This window comes from Pseudarthrobacter sp. RHLT1-30-1, from assembly GCF_059383415.1.
The window spans coordinates 19246-41752 of record NZ_JBWZCG010000012.1; the positions used below are offsets into that span (position 1 = coordinate 19246).

Below are 22507 nucleotides of genomic sequence, written 5' to 3' on the forward strand. Positions count from 1 at the left end.
TTCAAATGCGGTGGCTGACCACCCCGGTTATGGCCGACCCCATTGTCCGGCAGCAAATTCTGGAATGCTGGCGGGACGTATCCAACGCCGGCGGTGCCGTGGGGTTCCCGTTTCCACCGGTGACTGACGAGCAAGTCCGGTCTTCCCTGGAACGCATGGTCCAGTCACTCGACGAACCGGCCAATCGACTACTGCTGGCCGCTCTCAACGATCAGCTGGCAGGGTGGCTGTTCCTGGCCGGCAATTCCAGCGAGCTCACCGCACACTGGGCACGAATACTTCGTGTCCAGACAGCACTTGGCTTCAGAAAACGCGGCGTCGGGCGTGCACTCATGACCGAGGTAGCCCGTGCAGCCGCCGAAGACCTGGCCCTTGACCATCTGCGCCTTGAATTGCGTTCAGGCATGGGCCTTGAAGACTTCTACAAGTCATGCGGTTGGCGGGAAATCGGGCGTTGGCCAGGAGCTCTCCGGTTCCCGGAGGGTGACCAAGACGAGGTCCTCATGGGCCTGCCCCTAAGCAAGGCCCCCGAACCGGCCGCCAGCGCCCGGTAAGCGATCGGCTAACGAAATCGCCTTCGCTTTACTCTTTCTTAGCATCGGCCCTTGACCGCCGGGCGATCCACTCGTTGGTCGTTAGCCGGTGTTACTTGGGGGTCGTGGTCGCCAGGCCGGCGATGACGGACGGCAGGAAGCCGGGGTAGGCCCGTTCCATATCGTCGATTCGCAGGAGGTTCATCCTGGAGGTGCCGACGTAGTACTGGTGCAGGACACCGGCCTGTCGCAGGGCCGTGAAGTGGTGTGTTGCCGTGGAAGCCTTGACGGGTAGATCGATGGCTCCGCAAGTGAGTGCATCCTGCGCGTTGGCCAGTTGCTTGAGGATGCTCATGCGCACAGGGTCTGCGACGGCGGCGAGGATACGGGCGAAATCGAAGTCGGCGATGTCCGGTTCATCCGTCATCGTGGTAGTTCTTGCCATGGTTGTCCTTCTGTCAGCCTTCGATCCTACTATTCGCCGCCGTCCGCCAGTTAGCTGATCTGGATGACGACCTTCCCGAATGCCCCGCGGGCGAGCTGGTCGTAGGCCGCATGGGCTTCCTCGAAGGGGTAGACGGTGTCAATGACCGGGTGGATGGTGTGTTCGTCGAGGAACGTGACCAGGTCGCGGAAGGCGCGCAAGTGCCCGACCGCTATCCCCCTGGATCTGGGCCTGGTGCCAGATCACGTCCATCAGGTCCAGGGTGGTGCTCTGGCCTTGAAGGAAACCGATGACCGCGACCAGGCCATTGCCCTTGGTGGCGCGCACCGAATCTCGCAACCCGTCGCCACCGACGACGTCGAGCACGACGTCCACACCCTGACCCTCGGTCATCTCCAGGACGGCTGCGGCCCAGTCGGGGGTGGTGCGGTAGTTAATGGTGTCGGTTGCCCCCAGCTCTCGGGCGCGCAGGAGCTGCTGGAGGTCACGATGACCCGGGCGCCGAGGGCCGAGGCGAGCTGGATGGCAAAAATGGAGACACCGCCGGTGCCCTGGATCAAGACAGAGTCGCCAGGCTTCACCTTGCGGTACTCGCACATGACGAACCATGGAGTGAGCGCGGCGATTGGCAGGGGCGATGCTTCGACGTCGGTCATGTCCCGGGGAGTGGGGACGACATTGTCCTCGCCAAGGATCTGGTATTCCGCAAGCCCGCCATTAATGGGCCCGCCGGTCTGGAAGTCGGCGTATTCGTTCAGCCACGGCCCATCGTGCCAGGTGGAGTAGAAGTGCGAGGTCACGCGGTCCCCTACCTTGTATTTCGTCACTCCTGTGCCGACGGCGGCCACGACTCCTGCGGAGTCGGCCACAGGGATCAGCCCCTTGGGCATCTTTTCCGGCGCGTAGATGCCGTCCACCAGGGCCTTGTCCCGGTAGTTCAGCGAGACGGCCGATACCTTGACCAGAAGTTCGCCGGCGGCCGGTTGGGGTGTCGGGATCTCGTGCAGGTTCAGATTCTCAAGGCCGAAGTCGTCTAGCATCCAGGCGCGCATATGTGTCCTTCCGTGGGGCGGGGCACCGTGCCACGCTTCTTCCATCCTGAACGCTATTTCGATCTACGTCAAATATGATGATGGTCGAACAATAGCTGTTCCGCCGCCTGCCCGGTCCTGACGGGCGCCCCTGGAAGGCCTCCATAATCCACTGCGTCGCAATGCTCCTTCTTTGCCGCTGGAGCTGTCAAGGGGTGTCCCACATACACGTAGGCGCGCCGTCCCATAAGCCGGTCCTCCACCGGTCGCACACGCCGTTGAACTGCATCATTGTGTGACTGTTAGCCCGGAATGGCGGTTAAGTCGCAGCTTGAAATGGCGGTTTTGCCGTTCCGTGTGGGGAACCCTGACCGGGACAGCGCAGACGCACGTGGGATCTGGTGGCGCGTCACACTTCAAGGTGCCGTATCTGCCGGTGCTGCTGTCTAGGCTCCCGTGATTGTCAGTACCGCACCCCAGAGAACCAAGAGCAAACCAAGCGAAGTTATGGCGAGGGAGATTTTGCGCCTCGTATCAAAAGGTTCTCCTCTTCGGCGCGGCTTCCTCGCCCCATACGCGGCAGCACTAACTCCGACTACAACGCCTATGACCACCAGTATCAGGTTCATGGTTTGCAGCATTCCACAGACGTCGACGGCTGTGTTCGAAATACTCTTGTTGTCCTGCAGCCTCCCAAGGAAGAGGACCAAAAGGAGCAACCCTGCCGGCGTGTCTGGCGCTTCGTTTGCGGTCCACTCCCCAAACTCCCAGCCCGACCAGTGCCGTAGGCTCGCACCGCAACTTTCCGTGGTTCCGTTTCAGGAACCCTTAAGGAGCTGAGTGCACGGACGGGCCTATCGAACTCCTGCTTTTCGTGCTTCAGTTCAGTCATGACGTCGCAATTCTCGAAAAAGCCGTCGGCAGGCCAGTTGCACGTCAGTGCGAAGCATGAGGCTGAGCGAAGGCTCAAGCTCATCACTTACTACGGCGGCGCCTTAGCCTTAGCCATGATCACCCTGAATTTTCTGCCGATCGAAACCGAGCCGTGGGTTTGGGTGAAGCTTGCCTTCCTTGCCTTGGGAGCTACGGTATTTGTCATCTTGGTGACGTGGTTCTCGCTGTGGCAGCGGCAGGAGTACTGGCGAGAACGTGGCAGGGACCCCAAACATCCTGAGCGTTTTCCCGAAAGTAGAACCCGAGATTGACGATGCCCCCTTTTTCAGTCCTAACTCTCGCTAGCCCCGACCGTTTTCGGCCTGGCTTTTTGGGGAACCTATTTCTAGGCCAGTAGGCGGTCGCTAACCAGGGCGGGGGTGCCCGGCGATGGACATGTGTGCCCGTATTCATGCTTGTAGCAGTGAGCGCGCCTGCCTGAAACCGGTGGCACCTCAGAACCGTGCCCGTTTTGGGCCTTCCCGTAGGGTTGGGAGCAGCATCAGCCTGGGGCTGACCCACAATGAGCCTTCCAGGCCGCCCGGAAAAATTCCGGAGACCCTAGGAGATTCCCGTGAACACCCCTCCACCAGCCCCGCAGCCTCCGCCGAGGCTCCTTCGTCCGGTGTCGGTTCCCGCCCACCGAATCGCTGGCGGCGTTCGGCGGGTGGGCACGGATGTGGCGTGAGTCCAGGAGCCGGCGGATGCATGAACTGGTCGGGGAGTTCACCAACGGGGCCGAGGCGCTGATGCAAACCCAGGAACACATGGAAGGCCTTCTGACCGCGGTTGTCTCGCTCGCGGAGGACCTTAGCCTTGAGGCCGTGCTGGACCGGGTTGTGCAGTCGGGGTGTGACCTGCTCGGTGCCCGGTACGGGGCGCTCGGCGTCATCGGCGAGGACGGCCTGCTGAGCCATTTCATTACGGTCGGCATTGATCGGGACGGCATTGACCTTATCGGTGATCTTCCAACCGGACACGGGGTCCTGGGACATGTGATCCGCGAACCCAAACCGCTGCGTCTTCATGACCTGGGCCAGCACCCAGGGGCCGCCGGGTTCCCGGCAGGGCACCCACCGATGAAGTCGTTCCTGGGTGTCCCGGTCCGCGTGCGCGGCGCGGTCTTCGGAAACCTTTATCTGACGGAGAAATCCGATGGGCAGGACTTCACGGAGGAGGACGAGGACCTGGCGGTCGCCCTGGCCGCGGCCGCTGGCGTTGCGGTCCAGAATGCCCGCTTGTTTGAAGACGGCGCACGGCGCCAGCGCTGGTTGGAGGCGGGAATGGAGATCAGTGAGCGGCTGATCACCGCCTCCCACCCGAGGCCGCCGGACAGCCTCGATCTCATTGCTGAACGTGCCCTGCTCACCTCCGATTCGGTGCTGGCTGTGATCGCTTCCTCCGGGATCGATGGTGCGCTCCGGTGCGGGACCTCGGTCGGTGCGCAGTCACTGCCTGCGGGCCAGGACCTGTCCTCCTCGGCGCTGGCGTCCTCGGTCCTGGAAACAGGGGAGTCTGCCACGGCCCGCGATCCGAGGGAAGTTTTCGGACCCGACGCTGCCGAGAAGCTGGGCCCTGTCCTGGTCAGCGCCCTCGGGCATAAGGGCGCCGGCCACGGCATCCTTGTCCTGGCCCGCGCCGAAGGCGCAGCCGGCTATACACAGTCCGATCTGAGATCAGGTACCGTTTTCGGTGCGCAGGTCGGCCTGGCACTGGACCTGGTGCGGGCCAACCGGCTCCGGGAAGAGCAAGTGCTCTCCACTGACAGGGACCGGATCGCACGGGACCTCCACGACCTGGTGATCCAGCGCCTTTTCGCCGCAGGTCTGAGCCTGCAGACCCTGCGCCGCTACACTGCGGATCCGGCCGCCCACGAACGGATCACAGGCGTGACCCAAGAACTCGACGGGACGATCCGGGATCTTCGGAACACGATTTATTCGCTTCATTCCGCCCGTACGGGCACGGAACGCCTGACTGATCACGTGCTGCGTACGGTGCAGGAAGCGGCCAGGGGAGTAGTCGTCTCGCCTGATCTGCAGCTGACCGGGCCGGTCGATGACGCCGTGCCCGAGGCCGTGGCCAATCAGCTGTTGGCCGTGCTTGCCGAGGCTCTGAGTAACGCAGTCAGACATTCCGGGGCCGATCAAATCAGCATCTCGCTGACGGCACGCGAGGGCGCCGTGGAACTGCTGATTACCGACAACGGCTGCGGATTCGGAAAACCCGCCCGGCTCAGCGGCCTGGCAAACATCAGGCACCGGGCCGAGAAACTGGGCGGAAATTGCGTCATCGACAGTTCCCCGGGTAACGGTACCCGGGTGAGCTGGACGGTACCGACAACCGGCTGAGTCAGTGAAGCGCTGTGCGGCGGACCCCCGGTCGAAGGCCTCCTTCGGTGTGCCCGCTACCTTCCGGGGCGCGGTGTGTCCGTCGAGTTGGCGTATATCGCGGCCTGGGTGCGCCGTTCAAAGCCGAGTTTGGCCAGCAGGGAAGACACGTAATTTTTCACGGTCTTCTCGGCCAGGAACATCTCCTCGCTGATCTGCCGGTTCGTCATGCCCCGGGCGACCAGGCTGAGGACCTTCTTCTCCTTCGCGGTCAGAACCCCCAGCCGCGGATCGGCCGGTGCCTCGGGAATCGCTTCAAGCATGCGTTCTACGACCCCGGGGGCAAAAAGTTTCTCGCCGGCGGCGGCACGCCGGATTTCCTCGACGAGGTCGTTGTTGCCGATCTGCTTGAGAAGATAGCCCGACGCGCCGGCCAGAACGGCTCCGCGGAGTGCGTGGTCGTCGTCATAACTGGTCAGGATCAGGCATTTGAGGTCGGGGTCAATGGAGCGGACGTCCCGGCAGACCTCAATGCCCGTGCCATCGGGCAACCGTCCGTCCAGGACCACGACGTCGGGCTTGAGCGCCGGGATACGGCGGGTTGCCTCGACCGCGGATCCGCTTGCGCCCACGACGTCGAAGCCCGCGTGCTCGAGCAGGTCCGTGAGGCCCTGTCGGACGAGCTCATGGTCATCGAGGATAAAGACCCGCACCGGTGCCGGTGAAAGCCGTTCCGTGCAGGGATCTGTTACCGATGTGGTCATGCAGCTACTCCTTGGATCAGTATCTTCCCGGTCCGCGCCGTGCGGCCGTCCCTGGCGGAAGTCACGGGAGATAATGATCCTCCATCAGGGCGCGGGACAACAGGGACCAAAGACCGCACCCGTCAGGACTCTCAAATGGCGGTCGGCGAGTTGGGCAGCGCAGCTGCAGCCAGAGGACTAAAGATATCGGTCGTATTTGAGATGCCCTGGGGAGGCGACCACAATCGGCTTCTTCCGATGGTCACATGCTGTACGCGGTGTTCATGCTGAACTTCTCTCGGTCCCAGCGAATCTGTTGGGTTTGCTGGGCACATTTTGTCTTGAAGCGTCTACCGAACAGTCCGAACGTCGCAGCAATGATCACGGGAGCTGTCTCTGGAAGAGATTTGGCTGTTGTATTTCAGCGTTGGCGGTACCGCCGGGCTCTTGGAGCTGGAGGCCTTCATCTACGGGATAGAGCTACTGAGTCCGTTCGACCTTCTCCTGCTTGAATGTGCCCTTCATGATGCGCCCGCACCGTAATTACCGCAGCGGATGCGGGGAACCGATCCCAGAGAAGTGGTTCCGGGTCTGGGAACGATGAGGGCGGACTGCCAGATTCTCTCGACACGGGTGGGTGCCGTAGGTAAATTCGAGGTGAGCCCGATCGCGTGTAGATCGGAGCCAGCCTTGCCGGTCGCTTGCAGGACCGTCAAGATGCGCCGCTGTAGCCGAACGGCGGCACCCACTGCAGCTGGCGGAAGGTTGCCCCTGATGGCCGCCTCGCACCCGAACAATTTCTCGATGAAACAACAGCCCCCGGTTTTGACAGGAACTGCACGGACCCGTGGGGTCGGCGTGCTAGAGGCCTATCGTCGGATGAGAGGCCTGGCGTTGGCCGGCTTCCTCCGTGCAGGCCGTCCGGCGGCATAGACATGTCGAAAAAACCAGGACGTCGTCGACCTCTCGGCCCGGATCCCCGGGAGCACCCACTGTGGTGCCTCCATTGCGGCACGTACCGTCAGTTGTTCATCAGTTCCGTCGTGCCTTTATGGCCGGTATCAGAGGGTGCACTGCAGGTGTCCTATACCTGCACCGCGTGCGGCCTGTCCTATGACCACGTAGCCGATGTCAGCCAGTTCGCCGGCATCGCGAACCTCGCTGCAGGACGAGACGATGTCATCATCTTCAGCGGTGAGTACATCCATTGCGGGCAGTCGATGGAACAAACCGCGGCGGGAGGGATCCGGCTGGACAGCCCTGCCGCCGGCGACGAAGAGTCCGGGACCTTGAGCGTGTACCTCGAAATCCGGGTTCTGGAGTGTCCCTGTGGTTTCCGGCTGATGCTCCCGGGCTAGAAGCGGCCGATGGTTTCCGGTAGCCGCCGTCGGCGGATTGCTGCGCCGGCACGGCATGCTTGTCCTGCAAGTCTTATTTCTTGTCCCGCGGAGTTCCCGACGGCTGAGACGGGGATCCGGATCAGACGTCCGGGTGTACCTGGTCCTGTTCCTGCGCGAACGCGGACACGGCTCGCACCGTTAGTCCGGTCGCCGCCGCGACCTCCTCAACAGGAACGCCCGAGGCCAGGGCGGCAGTGATCTGCAGGTCACACGCCGCTTTCGCCTGGTCAAGTGCCCATTCCGCGGCCTCGACCTCGCCGCTGCTGATCACCGCCGCGGCCAGCAGCCGCTCGCGAACCTCCGACATGTCCGCGGTCACCTCAGGGGCGCGCACAGAGGCAAGCCGCGGATCTTTGTCCAGGACCGGATTAACCGGTGCGACAGGCAGAGGGAGGGTGCTTGAATCGGTTAAGTCTTCCACGAAGCCTGCCTTTGAACTGTCCACGGAATACTCCCGGTCATGAACTAACGGTGGTTTCCGGGGGTGAGGAGGTCCCGTTGCTCGATCTACTAGGGTCAGAGGCTACCGCAGTCTTCGGAACCGGGAACAGGCTCAGAGTTCGAAAGCGGGCCTATGGCCCGTGGCCGGGGGACTCGCCCGAGCGCGGCGGGCAGAAGGCGTCCTCGTCAATGAAGCCCCTCCGGTTGGTATCGGCCGGCCGTTTCCGCGCCCGGTTCGCTAAATTCTGCTGCAGCAGCTTTCGGGTCATCAGCTATGTGCGACCAGCGGGAAGGTGTAACTGGCGAGAAGAGGGTGCGTCCGAGCCTGTCGCTTACTCGCCCGTACGCGGCCTCGTCCCTACTGTTAGGGGTGGGTGTGGCTGGGGTCACAGGGGGTACGCCCTCTCCCGTTACCGGGCCAGCCGGGACGCAGCGCTGCGTTTTGGATGTTGATGAGGTCGCCCCGGGTTTTCCGCCGGGCGTGCAGAGGGGTAACTATGACCGGAGCGTTCGAGCTTTTTCACGACGGGAACCTGTCGTTCGGGTTTAGGCTGATGGATCCTGACGGGGCGGTTGTGGCGGTATCGGGCCCGTTCCCGGACAAAGTGTCGGCTGTGGAGGGTATCCGTGTCGTCCGTGAGTGCGCCGGAATGGGTTTGGTCACCGATCTTTGCCCTCTTCCGGGGGATTCCCACGAAGGTTTGGTGCGAACGGTATGAGTCCTTTGGACAGCATGTTCACGTACTCCAGCGCGCTGGAGGCCAGTGATTGCACCGCGGGGGCGTTTCTCATCGATGCTGTGACCGGGGTGATGGTGTGGTCCGATGCGCTCTACCGGATCCACGGATACCAGCGTGGAGAGGTCGTGCCCACCGTTGAGCTGGTCCTGGCCCATAAGCACCCCGGCGACAGGGCGAAATTGTTGGACTTGCACGCCGGCCTGGCCGAGGTCGGGGGGTACTTCTCCAGCTACCACCGCCTGATTGACTCCCACCAGCGCGAACACAGGGTACTGACTACCGGGGAGTCCGTCCTCGACGCGAACGGCAGGCTCGTCTCCATCACGGGAATCATGGTCGACTTGACCTCAACCGTCAACGCCGAAACCGAACGGGCCGCCAGGGATGCCGTCGCTGGAGCCGTCCGCGCCCGCGCCGTCATCGAAAGAGCCCGGGGCATTCTTATGGGACGGCTCAGCATCGGTGCCGATGCAGCTTTCGCTTTGCTCTGTGTTCATAGCAACCACACCAACAAGAAACTGGCCGTCATCGCCTCCCACCTTGTCGGCCTCGCCGAAGACGCCCGCAACGCGCCCGCGCTCACTGTGTTCATCCATGACCTTCAACGCCACACAGTTCATGCCACTGCAGTACGCCAGGACACACCCCGTGAGGATTTAGCTCAGGTATGGGAACCGCAGTCTAGTGGTTAGTGGAGAAGGCTTGTATAGGCGTATAGGCGTATAGGCGACGCAGGGAGAAGTCCCCGGCAACCCGACGACGAGAGGGCCGAGTGTGTGCAAGGCAAGCCAGATACTTCTGTGATCCACAGTCGAGGCCTTGGAGTGTCTCGGCGATCAGTCTTGCAATACACCGCTTGCGAGACATGCCTGTCGGAGTGGATCCGCTTACCCGGTCGGCTTCGGTGGCTTGGGTCCTAGATAGGTCAGCAGCGGGGTGTGGTGCGTGACCGGCGAGGACACACATGGCTGAGCGTGCCGGGTGGGAAGGAACGGAGGTATATGGCAGCTTGGTTCCTCCGTGGAGCTGGTTCATGGATAGTGGCTATCTGATTAGACGGTGCATGGGGACCCGCCGCGGCGTCCGCCGGCGCCGCACTTCTAGTCTTCCCGGGGTTCCGGTCCCATGCTTCCGCCCGTTAGCATCCGCACTTTTACGTGGAGCTCTCAGCCCTGCCCGTCGTTCAGAGCGAGCGAGATGGGCAAGCATGCCGCAGACAAAAGCCATCAAGAGAACTGCCGGAATGAGAACGATATAAATCAGGGTCAGAGGATGCACGTGAGTCCCTCCCCAGGACTTCTCTGTGGGACGGAACGCAGCCGGCCCGGTTGTTTTGGTCCCTCATTCAGGAGGCCTGCTTGAAGGATCTCAGGTTCGTCCCTGCTCCGGAAGTAACCACGTCCAGGTCATTGAAGGCGAGCTCGGCCCATTGCTTCCCGTGCGCATGCCCTTGCGAGCTGCCAGGCCGCCAACCACGGGAAGACCTGATGGGAATGCAGCCGCTCCAGGTCCTTGAGAATCTGCGTCGCTCGGTTGTTTGAGGTGTGTTGAGTGGCGTGCTGAGCATGTGGGTCAGGGGTGTTCGATCCAGCAGGCGAGGATGGTGGTGGAGAGCTGGTAGGCCAGGGCGTTCCTGCTGATGTTGTCCGGTCCCAGGGCCGCCGGCAGGTCGGTGGCGTCCACGTGCAGGACGAAGTTGTCTTTTTGGAACACGGCTGAACCGTCGGCGGTTTCGTAGGCAGGGAAGCCCAGGTTCGCGAGGCCTTCGATGGGTTTGGCGTCTTGCGCGAGGGCCTGCATGGCGTCGAAGTATGTCAGTGCGGAGGCCTGGTCCTTCGCTTCTTGGACGGAGATTTCCAGTGCTCCTTCGGCCAGGTGGTAGGTGCAGGTGAAGGTATTGTCGGCCCAGTCGTTGACGGTGTGCGGGTCTGAGTTCAGGTCCAGGATGGATGTGAGCCTGTCCATTGGCTGGTCCCCGCATACCATCAGGGCAGCGGCGCTGGGACCGTCCGCCGTCGCACCCGGCGGCGCCGATGCCGATGCCGGTGCCTGACTGTGATGCCCGCTGCCGTGGCTGCCGGTGTGACCGGCTTCAGATGAAGCTGCGGGTGAGCTCGCCTGGGCGTTCGATGGCACGGACACGGACGTGGCGCAGCCGGAGAGCAGCAGTGCGGACAGGGCCAAGGAGGCCACTAGTGGCTTGCCGTATTTCACAGCTCTTCCATCCTGGCCGCCGCCGCACTTCCGGGTCAGCGGCCGTTGTCAGGTTTTGAGTTTGGCGTAGATGACGTAGTTGTCATCGAAGAGCCCGGTGGCGGGGTCGTAGCCGTCGCACGTGATGAGCCGGAGCTCAGCTCCCGGGGTGTTGCCGTAGACCTCGAGGGTTGGAAAGTTGTTTTTGCTGTACTGGGCGCCGCGGTCAACGGTGAACACGGCGATGCTGCCGTCGGTTCGGGAGACATTGATCTCAGTGCCGGGTGTGAGTTTGCGGAGGTCAGCGAAAATTCCGGTGGCGCCGCCGAGTGCGTTGACGTGGCCCAGCATGACGGAGGGGCCGCGTTCCCCGGGCGTGGGGGAGCCGTCGTACCAGCTGGCGGGCGCTCCGCTTCCGGTGGGCGGTACATCCAGGGAGCCGTTCTCCCGGAGTCCAAGTTTCAGGAGGTCGGTCCGCACGCCGATCGCCGGGATTTCCAGGATCACCGGCGCGGACCGGGTCAGCACCGCGGGCTCTGCTACGGCAGGGCCAGCAGCTGCACTCGACGAGGGAGGTGCCGGTACGGCGGGACCGGGTGCGGCGGGGGTTGTTGCGGCGGAAACGAAGGGTGGGGAGCCGACGTCCAGCGTTCCGTTGTTTCCTGCACTGCAGCCAGCCAGGGTCAGCAGGAGCAGAACCCCGGCCGCCGTGGCGGCGCGGAGGCCCCCGCGGCGGCCGGAATTCATGAGTATCACAATAGTGATCCGGTCAGCCGGTGCCTAAGCTGCTGCGCCGGCGGTGCGGCGGCGGACAACGTAGGCTCCGCCGGCGAGGGCGATCAGGGCCAGGCCGCCACCGACAGCGAGGGCGCCGGTGTCGGTTCCGGTTTCCTGGGTGACGCCAGTGTCAGCGCCGCCCACGGGCATGCTCATCTGTCCGGCCTTCAAGGTCCCGCACAGGGCGGGGGAGGTGGCGGCCAGCGGGAGCGTCGGGGCCAGGTCGCTCTTGGCGGCCTGGCCTGCCGCGCTGAGGGTGGCGGGGTCAAGGCCGTGGACGACAACCACAGCGGTGCCGGCCTTAAGGGCTGCCTTGGTTTCGGCGTTCAGTTCGAACGTGCGGTCAACGGTGTAGGCGGCGCCCTGGCCGCCGACCTTGAGGTCAAGGCCCGCTGCGGGGCTGGTGTCACCGCTGGTGGACAGGGTGGTCACGATTCCGCCGTAGGACGGGGCGCCTTCGGTGGTGGAGATGACCTTGTCGCCGTCCTTATCGGCCGAGGGCGCCGGGCAGACACCCTGGGCTCCGCCATGGATGTGCTGGACGTGCGGGTACGGGGCGTCCATGAAGGTCGCGGGCATGCCGGAGACCTTCAGGACAACGTGGGCCTGATTGCCCGTGACATCAACAGTGATGGTGCCCGAGCCGGCGCTTCCGTTGAGCTGACCCAGGGTGGACTGGTAGGACTGATCCGCTGCCATCGCTGGGGAACCGGAAAGGGCAACTGCGGCCAAAGCCAGAGTGGGGACCGCCATAAAGCGGAGTGTCTTATTCATTGGATAGATCTCCTCATACACGCGCGTGTGATGTTGGCACCCCAGGGAAGGGGACACCGGTACTTCGGAACCACTCCGGGAAAGGACGGGTGCGGATGTGGTCGGGTTCACATATTTTGGTCAGGCCACTGGCGGGCAGGCACCAGAGGCGCTTATCCGGGCCGGTACACCAGTCCGGGTCAGGCCGTTGAAGCCCTTCGGCGGCGGCCCCTGGCAGCAGGCCCGGGTTCAGGCCGGGTCTTGTGCAGCAGGGCGTACCCGGCCACCGCCAGGCCGCCGGCGGCCGCTTCGGCCACCGCCGTGATGGTCTTGGCCGCATACCAGACGGGTTCATACATCGAGGGCAGCGGCCCGAGTGCAGGAACCTGGACATACCGGTACAGGATGACCGCGGCCAGGGACGAGAACGCGACCACGGCGGCAGCCGCGAAAGCCGCCCGTAAACCTTTCAGCAGCACAAACACCGCAGCTACGACAGCGGCTCCGGCCTGGACCAGAAACAGGGTGCCTTGCCCGAGCCCGCCAGGTGCGGCCTCCTGATAGCCCGGGGCAAGCTGGACATGGACCACGGCACTGACCACCAGGCCCGCAGCGGTACAGACACGCAGCACCCATAAAGACCGTGCCTGCGCTTTTAGGTCCTGGTGGGTCATTTCACGACCAGCGTCCCCGTCATCTGCGGATGAAAGCTGCAGATAATCCCATACTCACCCGGGGAGTCCGGAGCCTTAAAGCTCACCGTTGCACCGCCCGGGACTTCAACATCGAAACCGCCCTTGTCCTTCGCAGTCAGGGTGTGCGGGGCGCTGTCCGCGTTCGTCACCGTCACCATCGCCCCCGGCTTCACCGACGCCGGAACCTCATACGCGAAGCCCCTGATCGTGATGACAGCCTCACCGGCCGAGGCCGATCCACCAGCTGACGGGACAGCGGAACTGCTGGCGGGCGGCGGGGCGGAAGGCGCTCCCTCCTGGGTGGCGCATCCAGTAATGGCCACCAACAACAAGGTGGCTGCTACGGTCAAGACGCGATTGATCGTTCTCATGACATTCCCTTTCCCAGGGACGTGTCCTCCGCGGGCCGGAATGGCGCGCCTATCAGGAAACTACCCACAGACCCTATTCGTCACCCCCGCACTTGCGGACTGCCCGATGTGGACTCGCAAGTGGTGACCCGGTATCCGGTGTCTTGAAGAGCGACGCCTGGGCGCCGTCTTGCCCACGCCTGCATCAGCAAGCCGGAGCCGCTGACATGCATCGCGGTGGCCCCGATGCAGGCCATCACAGCGGATCTGAGATATCACCCGGTGTGGGCGATTTGATGAAGGGCGGCGTGACGGAACTAAGCATCCAGGCCCTCTACCTGGTCGCCAAACGCGGCAACGCTCCCGTGTGTGCTGCGCTGCTGTGCACCTGAAGCGCACGATCCTTGGGCCCCAGATGTGATGGAAACAGGGGTACCGCAGCAGGTCGCGCAGGCCCTGGCCTCACCCCAGAGCCCAACATGCTCCTCCGGCGTCGCCCGGGTAGAAGATTGATCCGGTCTCCGGAAGTGAGTAGCGAGAAGAGGGTGAGGCGGACCTTGTGGCCGCCTCACCCTGCCCCGCTGCAGTGATGTCCCGCTGTAGCGCCGGGCCTCTATTTCTGTAGAAAGGTCAGCAGTGCCTGGTTGAACTCATCGGGGTGGCTCACGTTGCAGCCGTGCGGTGCGCCCTGGAGGACGTGCAGGTCGCTCCCGGGCAGGGCTGCGTGGGTCCGGGCACCGGATCCTTCGAAGGGCACGGTGCCGTCGCCGTCGCCGTGCAGGATGAGGGCCGGGACGGTGACCTTGGGCAGGTCGTCGCGGAAGTCGGTGGTGCCGAACGCTTCCAAACAGGCCAGTGCCGCCTTTTTGTCAGCCTGCTTGCAGAGCTGAAGGGCTTCCTGACGCTGCTGCTCGGTGACTTTAAGCTCCCCGTTGACGGAGAAGAATTGCCGGGTGAACTCGTCGTAGAAGGAGTCTTCGTCCTTCGTTAGGTCGGCAGTCAGCTCGGCTGCTGCGTCCTTGGTGAGTGGCCCGTCCGGGTTGTCCTGGCCTTGCATCATGTACGGGGGGACGGCGGCGGCGAAAACGACGCTGCGCACCCGGTCGGTACCGTACTTAGTGAAGTAGCGGGCCACTTCACCGCCGCCCATGGAGAATCCGACGAGGGTCGTGTCGGTGAGCTCGAGTGCCTCGAGGAGGGCACGCAGGTCTTCGGTGAGGGTGTCGTAGGTGTACCCGGCGTGGGGCTTGTCGCTACGTCCGAAGCCCCGCCGGTCATAAGTGATGACCCTGTAGCCGGCAGCCTGCAGGGCAGGCACCTGGGCTGTGAAGGATTCACCGGACAGGGGCCACCCATGAATGAGGACGACCGGCCGGCCCGTGCCCCCCGTGTCGTCGACGTGCAGGTTCGTGTCCTTGAACAGCCCGTGATGGGCAGTAACTTCAGTCATGAAGAGCCTCCAACTATGAAATGGGATCGGCGTACTGTGCCGACTCTAGCTAATTCGTCAGCAGGCTGCCTTTTGGATGGGTCTTCCCTCGCTACGACGACCAAATAGGTCAGCAACGTCGTGGTGGTTCTGAATCAGGTTGACATGACTGCAGCGTTGAAGCCCAGTCAGCAGTGGAGTGCGGTCGTCTCCCCAGGCATCTCAAATACGATCCATTACTGAGACGGTCGGGTCGTTTTTTCCAAGGGGTGCCAGGAGCTCACGGCCCTCCACGCCGCCTGCGCAGCCCTTTTGCAGACAACGGAGTCAGCGGATCCACGGTGGAACGCCCTCAGCTCTCCAAAGCTCTGGACCCGGTAGAGACCGGTGACTTGCTCACCGTGTAGAAACTCGACCGCCTGGGGTGCGGCACCCGCCACGTCCTGGGCATCATCGAGAACATCCGGGAACAGGGAGCAAGAGCCGGCACCCGCTTGTGTGCCGGCTCTGAGCGTAGAAGTCCGACTGGTTTCGGTGGACCGCTGTTTGACGGGCCCATTACGCAAAATCCACGGTGTCACCACGATGGTCTGTGCCGTCAGGGCTATTGCGTTGAGAATGTTTCGTCGAGCGCGTTGGTGATGTCGTCGATGAGGTCTTCTGGATCTTCCAGACCGATTGACAGGCGCAGGTGGCCGTACTTGAGGAATGGCTCCGGGTAGGTTTCGCTGCCTCCGCGACTCTCTGGGCCGGCGTGAACGATGAGGGTTTCGTCGTGGCCCAGCGACACGGCCGAAGTGATCACGCGCAGGTTGTTCACGAAGTGGTTCTGGGCATCAGAGTCGCCTTCCACCGCGAAGGCGAGCATGGCGCCGTATCCGCGGCCTCCGAATTGCTTGCGTGCCAGTTCGTGTTGGGGGTGCGAAGCGAGGCCGGGGTAGTTTACGTAGGCAACTCGCGGATCTGATTCGAGGGCAGCTGCTACCTTCTCGGCACTCTCAAAGTGCTGCTTCAACCGAAGCGGTAGGGTAACGGAGCCGCGCATGATCATCCAGGCGTTGAACGGAGAGATGACGCCTCCGACAGGGACGATCGAGTCAAGCCTGATGCGATGGACATGTTCCCGGCGGCCGATGACAATACCGCCCATGGCATCGCCGTGGCCGTTGATGTACTTCGTGAGTGAGTGAATGACGAGGTCTGCGCCGTCTTCGATGGGACGGTAGAACGGCGGTGGCGTGAATGTCCCATCAATGCTGAGCAATGCTCCTGCATCGTGGGCAATCTTTGCCAGGCTGGCTATATCGGTGACCTTGGTAGTGGGGTTTGCGATGGTTTCCGCGTGCACGAGGCGCGTGTTGGCTCGGATGGCGGCGCGGACGGCATCGAGATCGGCGACGTCGACGAAAGTCGCTTCAATTCCGTATTTCTGCGGCAGCAGCTCGCTGAATAGGCGCCAGACTGCTTCATAGGTGACGTCGGATACGACGATATGGTCGCCGGAGTTGAGCAGTGTGAAGAACATCCCGTGCAGGGCCGCGACGCCGGTCGCGAAAACAGCCGCTGCTTCACCGCCTTCGAGTGCTGCCAGTTTTGTCTCCAGCGCCTGCTGGTTTGCGCCTGAGTTCCTCGTGTAAACGAGGCCTTCGGCGTTGGACCAGTTCATCGTGGAGGGATCTTCTGGCAACAGGTACGAATTCGCCATGATCAGGGGAGTGCGCAGCGCGCCGGTTCCCTGATCAATGTTGTTACCTCCGTGGACGGCCTACGTGGATTCATGCACCGATGCCGGGAGGTGTTTATCGGGTTGTCGCTTCATGTCTTTGTGTCTTTCTTCTCGTGTGACAGCTATTGACCGATAGGTGCCGAGACGGCTGGTGAGTAGCAACGGCATTGTCGTTGAGACCTCAAGGGAAGTGCAGCCATCATGTGTAGCCCATCAGGCAGGAGTCGGGGTTCGGTTCCGTTCGCGATGGCGGTCAAGGACCGATACGAATACGGCCACGGCGATGAGCCCGGATGCCAGGAGCAGGGGAAGGTGGATTGCGGGTGCGATGATGGCCCCTGCCAGGGCGGTGCCGGCTGATCCGGCGGTGATCTTTAAGGCGCCGATCCAAACAAAAACCTGACCGCGCGCCGCAGCTGGTGCGTACTCGCTGCGGGCCGCCAAGGTTGCTGCGAAGAAATAGGAATTGAGTACTCCGGCGAAGCAGTATGCCGCGGCGGCTATGGGGAAGGTCCCAGCGAAAGCGGCCCCGCACAAGGCGAGCCCGACGGCGGCACCCAGCCAGGTCATCAACGGGTCCGCATCAGTTCGCATGGGCCGGATCATCACCCCTGCGGATCCTAGAAGGCCGCCGAGACCGTATGCCGCTGTGAGGATTCCCGCGGCGGCCGGTTCAACCCGGAGTTCCCCTGTGGAGGCGACCGCGGTGATGGGCAGTGCCGCGACCGACAAGGCGATGACGACAGTCAGGTAGAGCGTGCGCCGCAAGGGGCCGCTTGAGACCATCATTAACAGCGTCCGCCCGGGGCGGGGAACTTCCGAGGGGACAGTTGCAGGGGGCGAGTAGGGCAAAAGCCTGACTGCTGCGGCTGCGATAAACGTTGAGCTTGCGAGGAGCAACGCCGCCACGGCAGGATCCGCCCACGCCGAGACAGCTGCTATCAGGGAAGGCCCAATGGTGCCGCCGATGCCGTAGGTGGCAACGTCCCATCCTTGGGCGCGCCGTTGGCTGGTTCTGTCACTGCCCGCGATCGCGGCCAGGCGGCTGCTGATGCCGCCCGTCAGCAGGGGGCCGACCAGCCCGGACGCTATGAGCAGCAGGCCGGGGACAATCGGCCACGTGACCGGATACAGCAGAACAGCAGCTGCCAGTGTGAGCCCGTGTGCCATGCAGGCCCAGGCGATCACTGTCCGGCCGTCGCGGGCCGTGTCCAGACGTCTGGCAATGAGGGGACCAAAGAGGTGCGGTGCCGTGATGCAGGCGCCGAGAATTCCGGCCAGCCAGCCGGGGGCTCCGCTGGTGGTCACGAGCAGGACGATAGCGACGACGGCACCGCCGTCCGCGCTGCGGGCCAGGGTGGCTGCAAAGACGTACCGGGCAAGACCTCCGGGAGCGGGTGGCCTTCCCGGATCCCGTCCCGTCTGGACTTCGCTGCGGGGAAGACTCACGGCGTCCTCCCTGAAGGAACCGTCATCGTCTATACCTCCAGCCCAATAAGGCGGATGGCGTCGGCTACCTTGTCCCGTCCTTCGCTGTCCAGTCCCCGCAGCGGCAGGGGCAGCGGCGCTGACGAGACGAGTCCAAAGTCTTCGGCCAGCGCTGCAGTGACGCGGAGGCTGCCATAGGTTCGGAAGAGAGACCACAAGGGTTCGAGCTTCGCGGACGCTTCAGATGCCTGATCGCTCCGGCCGGCGACTGCGTGATCCACCATGGTCCTGGCCTGCTGGGGGAGCACCCCTGCGATGACCGAGTACCAAAGGTCGCAGCCGGCAAGCAGCGCTTCAGCTGCGACCCAGTCCCCGCTGATACCTACTGTTGTTCCCTGTGGCAGTCCTGAGCGGAGCTTCCCCAGCCGGGCGGCAACTTCCCGCGCCGGTGGTGGCGGGATCTTGATGGACGCTACTCCTGGAATCCGGGCGATGCGGGCGTGCAGGTCATCAGTGAAGGTGAAGCCGGTGGTGCCGGGGTTGTCATAGACGACGATGGGAAGTGTCGATTCGGCGGCAACGTCTTCGTACAAGCCAAATACTTCCGCCTCGGTCAGTCGCTGGTAGGAGACGGGAGCCAGAAGCAACGCCGACGCGCCGGCAGCTTGCGCGTCCTCGGCCAGCACCAGCACGTCCCGTGTGCGCACTGCCCCTACGCCGGCGAGAACCGGAACACCGGCAGCGGCGTTGACTGACGTCTCAAGGACAGCGTGACGTTCGTCGCGGGAGAGGTAGGCGTAGTTTCCCGTCGAGCCAAGAACACCCAGGGAATCCACGCCGGCCTGGGCAGCGCGGGACACCAGCCTGGCAAGGGCGTCCAGGTCGACAGTTTCCCCGTTCATGGGCGTAAGGGGGAATGCGCAAAGGCCGTTGAACACGGAATCCTGCTTTCTTGTGGCTGCGGAGGCCGGGCGGAACGCAGCGTGGAGATCATTATGCGTTTCATGCTCCCAAACCCTTTGGTCCTACACTAGGTCCAAGAAAAACCAACCCGGGAGGTCCAATGGGTGAAGCCGAAATACCAATCGAACTCGACAGGCAAAGCCCTGTCTCTCTGGCGGCCCAAATGGCCAGCCAACTACGCAGCGCCATCCTCAGTGGACTCCTTCAGCCCGAACACACCCTTCCCGCAACCCGAAGGTTGGCCTCTGAACTGGGTGTTTCACGGGGAGTGGTGGTCCGGGCATTCGAGCAATTGTCCGGCGAGGGGTTCCTTGAAAGCAGCGGAGCAGGCGGGACCAGGGTGGCGGTGCGCCCTGATATTCAGAGCCGGCCTTTGAGCGAGAGGCAGCCAAGGAGCAGCCCGGCCCGCAATGACTTGATTGATCTAACCCCGGGCCGGCCTTCCGCGTCCCCTTTCATGCACAGGGAATGGCGCCATGCGTGGAAAAAGGCCCTTGCGGAGCAGGGAACAACGCATCTGCCACCGGCCCTCGGGACGTTGGCGCTGAGGGAAGCGGTCGCACAACACCTGGCAGTGTCCCGGGGACTCTCCGCGGAACCCGAGGACATCATCATCACCGGCGGCACCAGCGATGCGCTGCACCTGATCGTTGCCATGCTCCGAAGCCAGCGGGATCATCCGCGCATCCTGATTGAGGATCCCGGCTACCCAACAGCCCGTCGAGTCATGAGAGCCGCCGGTGCGCGGCTGCTCAGCGTCCCAGTGGATGAAAACGGCCTGCGAAGTTCACAGCTGGCCAATCTCAGGGAGATACCTGAGGCAGTCCTCATAACGCCCAGCCACCAATACCCGCTGGGAGGCAGAATGGCCGTCCAGGAACGGCTGGGCCTGCTGACATGGGCCGATCAACACGGGGTTCTCGTCCTGGAAGATGACTACGACAGCGAATTTCGTCACAACAGGATGCCACTTCCTGCCGTCGCTTCGCTGCCTACGAATGCTGATGTGGTGCTTCTAGGGACCTTTTCCAAAAACCTGAGCCCGTGGTTGCGCTGCGGATACCTGGTGGTACGGGGTGCTGCCGGACAGCGGCTCAAAGCAGTACGTGAAGCTCTGGACACCCCGGTAGCAGGAGTACTGCAGTCAGCTCTTGCCCACTACATCCAAGGAGGCGGGCTTTCCCGACACATCACCCGTGCCAGGCGGGAGTACTCACACCGCCGCGCCCTGCTCATAGACCGTCTGGGGTCACGCGGGGATCTGGAGCTCTCGGCTCTCGATGGAGGGCTGCATGCGGTCATCAGGTTTGAAAAACCCGACGCCGCAGACCTGGCCGGTGCCGCGCTGAAACAGGGCGTCCGGGTGATACCCCTGGCTGGTTACTACACCGAACGCACCCCCATGAACGGCTTGGTCATAGGCTATGGAGCTGTCACTGACCTCCAGTTGATCAAAGCCTTCAACGTTTTAGCAAACCTGCTGGACTCGGCGTTGTGAGGGCCACTGGGAAGCATTGCCCGGTCCCGAGTCACGGCAACCGAGAGGCAGTCTTCAGGGCACTCTACAAACAACCGTTCAATAACGAACGAGACATGTCGCCCTTCGCGGTTGCCGACCTTGTGGCAAGGGGGAACCACGTGGGAATATAGTAAGCATGCTGATAAAACGCACGAGGCCATCGCCAGCACCGCAGGCCGGCCAGTCCGTCACCCGGAGGGCCACGTGTGAATGACCACGACGCGCGCCAACAAGCCAAACGCTGGGTCGACTCTGGCGAACTTTCCCTCCCGGTGCTTTGGCTTCATTATTGGGGCCAGGGCGGCAGCGTTGGGCTCTGGGAGTTCGATGCGTATATCCATGAGGCCCTTGTCCTTGAGGACTTCGACAACGCAATCCTCGGGTGGGCGCTGGAGGCAGTCGCCTCAGGCTAACCGCTGTCTGACCACATACCTCACCGGGTAGTAATGTCCCATGATCATCCAAGGAAGGCGGATGAGCGCGGCGGAAATAGACGTGCCACGCCCATCACGGTTCTACCGTTTCAGGAACTGCTTGCACCCGGTGCCAGAAGTCGCCTGCCAGTGCGCATGAGCGTGCGGATCAGGGAAGAGTTCGAGCGTACGATGGGCCGATGCCACATGCCCCGGAAGATGATCCTGTACGCCAGCTTCAGTCACTTCTGGTGGGGGCCGGAAATGTAACTGAGTTTCTCTCGGGGCTGTCGACGCTCGCAGCGGCAGCTGTTCAGAAGTTGCCGGAGATGACATCGAGTGCGCGGTCACGGTCAAGGTAAGGCGATAGTCCGCTACCGCCGCAGGAAGCAGTAAACGTGCTCTGCAGCTGGACCAGATAGAGCACGATGTTGGCGCGGGGCCCTGCATTTCTGCGCTCAAAGTGATGTCCCCTGTGGTGATTGGGGACATCGCTTCGGATGTTCGGTGGCCCGAGTTGAACCGGAAGTTCGTTGAGATGAATGTCCGTAGCGCGTTGGGCGTGCCCTTGGAAATCAGTGGTGAGGCCAGTGCCGCACTAACTTCTTCGCGTCGAAGGCTGGCGCTTTCACGCCGACCGTCTACGAAAGGCCGTAGGGTTTGCGGCTGCGGCGCACAACGCTCTCCATCTTTCAGTACGCATTGGCGCCGCCACGGACCGTGCTGTGGACCTGGAAACGGCGATGCAAAGCAGGACCACCATCAGCCTCGCCTGCTGGGTCATTATGGCGCAAAACCGGTGTTCGCAGGCCGAAGCGATGGCAATACTCAATAAGGTCTCCAGCCACCGCAGCCGCAAACTGCGTGACGTCGCCGCGGAACTGATCGAACAATTCCCTGGCGGCGGCTCCATAACGCCCTTCAAGGGATAAGTGACTGTTCTGGAAGTCGCTTGTACGGAGACCACCATCGCCGACGACGACAAGGCCCTGAAGTACAACCCGGCAATCGTCCAAGCCTCCGCCAGCAACCTGTTCAACGAGGCGCAGATCACCGCCGCCCAGGAAGTAGCCGGGACCTTCGTCGCCGAAGAGTTCCTCGATTCCACCCTCAACAACAATTGGATGAACCCAGCGGCCGTAGACGAATGGTGGTCGCAGCACAGCGGCAACGTCCTCCCGGTGAGCCAGCAGGAAACAATGGACTTTCTCAAGAAAGACCAGAGAGCGTCATGCTCGTCGACCGAGGGACCGCAAGGGCGGGTAACTACGAGGTGGCGTACAGCTCAGGCGGCCCTCGATTGGCTCCCGATCCATCACGCTTACAAAGATCGAAGGCGGCACTAACCAGGGATACTCCCTGCTGGGTCTCAGCTATGACGTGTCATGGACGATGAACGCCCAGATCAAGACCGGCCCGGTGCCAGAGAACAACCGCGCTACCTGCAAGTTCACCCTCACGCAGGTGGACGGTACCCGGAAGACCGCAGGCTTCAAGTAAACACCACCGACCCTGTCGGCTAAACGGAGTCAGCCAGCATTTCTGTCGGCGCCAGGAGACCGCGTGCGGATAAGCCCGCGGCGACCCCACTGGCTTTTTCGAACAGGTTTCTTAGTCCGGGGCCGGGGCAGGACCGGGCCCGGGGGACCAGCGCTGCCCCGACAT

23 protein-coding genes and 1 pseudogene are annotated in these 22507 nt (G+C 62.9%); 9 read left to right on the forward strand and 15 right to left on the reverse strand.

All coding sequences use genetic code 11. The features are described from left to right. Positions 1–119: 119 nt before the first annotated feature. Positions 120–554, forward strand: coding sequence for a GNAT family N-acetyltransferase (locus AC50YM_RS10445; protein ID WP_494956881.1), 435 nt, complete (start codon positions 120–122; stop codon positions 552–554). Between the two features lie 91 nt (positions 555–645). Here the strand turns inward: AC50YM_RS10445 and AC50YM_RS10450 are convergent, their stop codons facing one another. From AC50YM_RS10450 to AC50YM_RS10465, 4 genes are read right to left on the reverse strand one after another with little or no spacing between them, the layout of a single operon-like run. Beyond that, positions 646–978, reverse strand: a complete 333-nt coding sequence (locus AC50YM_RS10450) for an ArsR/SmtB family transcription factor (protein WP_494956882.1) — start codon at positions 976–978, stop codon at positions 646–648. A 50-nt stretch (positions 979–1028) separates the two neighbouring features. Beyond that, positions 1029–1178: a zinc-binding dehydrogenase gene (locus tag AC50YM_RS10455; RefSeq protein ID WP_494956883.1), complete on the reverse strand. Its 150-nt coding sequence runs from the start codon at positions 1176–1178 to the stop codon at positions 1029–1031. After that, the gene (locus AC50YM_RS10460; RefSeq protein WP_494956980.1) at positions 1117–1449 is read right to left on the reverse strand and encodes a zinc-binding dehydrogenase; all 333 of its coding nucleotides are present in this window, start codon (positions 1447–1449) and stop codon (positions 1117–1119) included. Before AC50YM_RS10460 ends, AC50YM_RS10455 begins: the two co-directional genes overlap by 62 nt. After that, positions 1368–2030, reverse strand: coding sequence for a zinc-dependent alcohol dehydrogenase family protein (locus tag AC50YM_RS10465; RefSeq protein WP_494956884.1), 663 nt, complete (start codon positions 2028–2030; stop codon positions 1368–1370). The genes AC50YM_RS10460 and AC50YM_RS10465 overlap by 82 nt, the downstream gene beginning before the upstream one ends. Positions 2031–2899: 869 nt before the next feature. On the opposite strand from AC50YM_RS10465, the gene AC50YM_RS10470 reads away from it, so the two are divergent. Continuing rightward, complete coding sequence (locus AC50YM_RS10470; RefSeq protein ID WP_494956885.1) at positions 2900–3214, forward strand: hypothetical protein; 315 nt, start codon at positions 2900–2902, stop codon at positions 3212–3214. 405 nt (positions 3215–3619) lie between these two features. Then, on the forward strand, positions 3620–5293 hold the full coding sequence (locus AC50YM_RS10475; protein ID WP_494956886.1) for a GAF domain-containing sensor histidine kinase: 1674 nt from the start codon (positions 3620–3622) through the stop codon (positions 5291–5293). Between the two features lie 56 nt (positions 5294–5349). On the opposite strand, the gene AC50YM_RS10480 is transcribed toward AC50YM_RS10475, so the two are convergent. After that, the gene (locus tag AC50YM_RS10480) at positions 5350–6036 is read right to left on the reverse strand and encodes a response regulator (RefSeq protein ID WP_494956887.1); all 687 of its coding nucleotides are present in this window, start codon (positions 6034–6036) and stop codon (positions 5350–5352) included. Between the two features lie 1022 nt (positions 6037–7058). On the opposite strand from AC50YM_RS10480, the gene AC50YM_RS10485 reads away from it, so the two are divergent. After that, positions 7059–7373, forward strand: coding sequence for a hypothetical protein (locus AC50YM_RS10485; protein ID WP_494956888.1), 315 nt, complete (start codon positions 7059–7061; stop codon positions 7371–7373). A 121-nt stretch (positions 7374–7494) separates the two neighbouring features. Here the strand turns inward: AC50YM_RS10485 and AC50YM_RS10490 are convergent, their stop codons facing one another. Next, positions 7495–7722 carry a hypothetical protein gene (locus tag AC50YM_RS10490; protein ID WP_494956889.1) on the reverse strand — a complete coding sequence of 76 codons (228 nt, stop codon included), beginning with the start codon at positions 7720–7722 and terminating at the stop codon, positions 7495–7497. 849 nt (positions 7723–8571) lie between these two features. Between AC50YM_RS10490 and AC50YM_RS10495 the strand changes: the two genes are divergently transcribed. Continuing rightward, positions 8572–9288 (forward strand): PAS and ANTAR domain-containing protein, encoded by a 717-nt coding sequence (locus AC50YM_RS10495; RefSeq protein WP_494956890.1) that lies wholly within the window; start codon positions 8572–8574, stop codon positions 9286–9288. Between the two features lie 880 nt (positions 9289–10168). Here AC50YM_RS10495 and AC50YM_RS10500 read toward each other — a convergent pair. From AC50YM_RS10500 to AC50YM_RS10540, 9 genes and pseudogenes are all read right to left on the reverse strand, one after another. Continuing rightward, positions 10169–10561: a hypothetical protein gene (locus AC50YM_RS10500; protein WP_494956891.1), complete on the reverse strand. Its 393-nt coding sequence runs from the start codon at positions 10559–10561 to the stop codon at positions 10169–10171. 297 nt (positions 10562–10858) lie between these two features. After that, entirely contained in the window at positions 10859–11536 is a 678-nt protein-coding gene (locus AC50YM_RS10505) for a class F sortase (protein ID WP_494956892.1), read from the reverse strand. Between the two features lie 33 nt (positions 11537–11569). Then, positions 11570–12340: a hypothetical protein gene (locus AC50YM_RS10510; RefSeq protein ID WP_494956893.1), complete on the reverse strand. Its 771-nt coding sequence runs from the start codon at positions 12338–12340 to the stop codon at positions 11570–11572. 179 nt (positions 12341–12519) lie between these two features. After that, positions 12520–12993, reverse strand: coding sequence for a hypothetical protein (locus AC50YM_RS10515; RefSeq protein WP_494956894.1), 474 nt, complete (start codon positions 12991–12993; stop codon positions 12520–12522). Then, positions 12990–13364, reverse strand: a complete 375-nt coding sequence (locus tag AC50YM_RS10520; RefSeq protein WP_494956895.1) for a cupredoxin domain-containing protein — start codon at positions 13362–13364, stop codon at positions 12990–12992. The genes AC50YM_RS10515 and AC50YM_RS10520 overlap by 4 nt, the downstream gene beginning before the upstream one ends. A 613-nt stretch (positions 13365–13977) precedes the next feature. Continuing rightward, positions 13978–14814, reverse strand: a complete 837-nt coding sequence (locus tag AC50YM_RS10525; RefSeq protein WP_494956896.1) for an alpha/beta fold hydrolase — start codon at positions 14812–14814, stop codon at positions 13978–13980. Positions 14815–15397: 583 nt separating this feature from the next. Next, a pseudogene (locus AC50YM_RS10530) lies at positions 15398–16546 on the reverse strand (trans-sulfuration enzyme family protein); the annotation flags it as partial. 186 nt (positions 16547–16732) lie between these two features. Beyond that, the gene (locus AC50YM_RS10535) at positions 16733–17968 is read right to left on the reverse strand and encodes an MFS transporter (RefSeq protein WP_494956897.1); all 1236 of its coding nucleotides are present in this window, start codon (positions 17966–17968) and stop codon (positions 16733–16735) included. 29 nt (positions 17969–17997) lie between these two features. After that, the gene (locus AC50YM_RS10540; RefSeq protein WP_494956898.1) at positions 17998–18885 is read right to left on the reverse strand and encodes a dihydrodipicolinate synthase family protein; all 888 of its coding nucleotides are present in this window, start codon (positions 18883–18885) and stop codon (positions 17998–18000) included. 125 nt (positions 18886–19010) lie between these two features. Here AC50YM_RS10540 and pdxR point away from each other — a divergent pair, with 125 nt between their 5' ends. The 4 genes from pdxR (at position 19011) to AC50YM_RS10560 (ending at position 22188) form a co-directional block, all read left to right on the forward strand. Further along, positions 19011–20408, forward strand: coding sequence for a MocR-like pyridoxine biosynthesis transcription factor PdxR (gene pdxR, locus AC50YM_RS10545; RefSeq protein ID WP_494956899.1), 1398 nt, complete (start codon positions 19011–19013; stop codon positions 20406–20408). Positions 20409–20635: 227 nt separating this feature from the next. Continuing rightward, positions 20636–20842, forward strand: a complete 207-nt coding sequence (locus AC50YM_RS10550) for a hypothetical protein (protein WP_494956900.1) — start codon at positions 20636–20638, stop codon at positions 20840–20842. A gap of 725 nt (positions 20843–21567) precedes the next feature. Next, on the forward strand, positions 21568–21774 hold the full coding sequence (locus AC50YM_RS10555; protein ID WP_494956901.1) for an ANTAR domain-containing protein: 207 nt from the start codon (positions 21568–21570) through the stop codon (positions 21772–21774). Continuing rightward, positions 21775–22188 (forward strand): hypothetical protein, encoded by a 414-nt coding sequence (locus tag AC50YM_RS10560; RefSeq protein WP_494956902.1) that lies wholly within the window; start codon positions 21775–21777, stop codon positions 22186–22188. It abuts the gene before it with no gap. Positions 22189–22507: the final 319 nt, after the last annotated feature.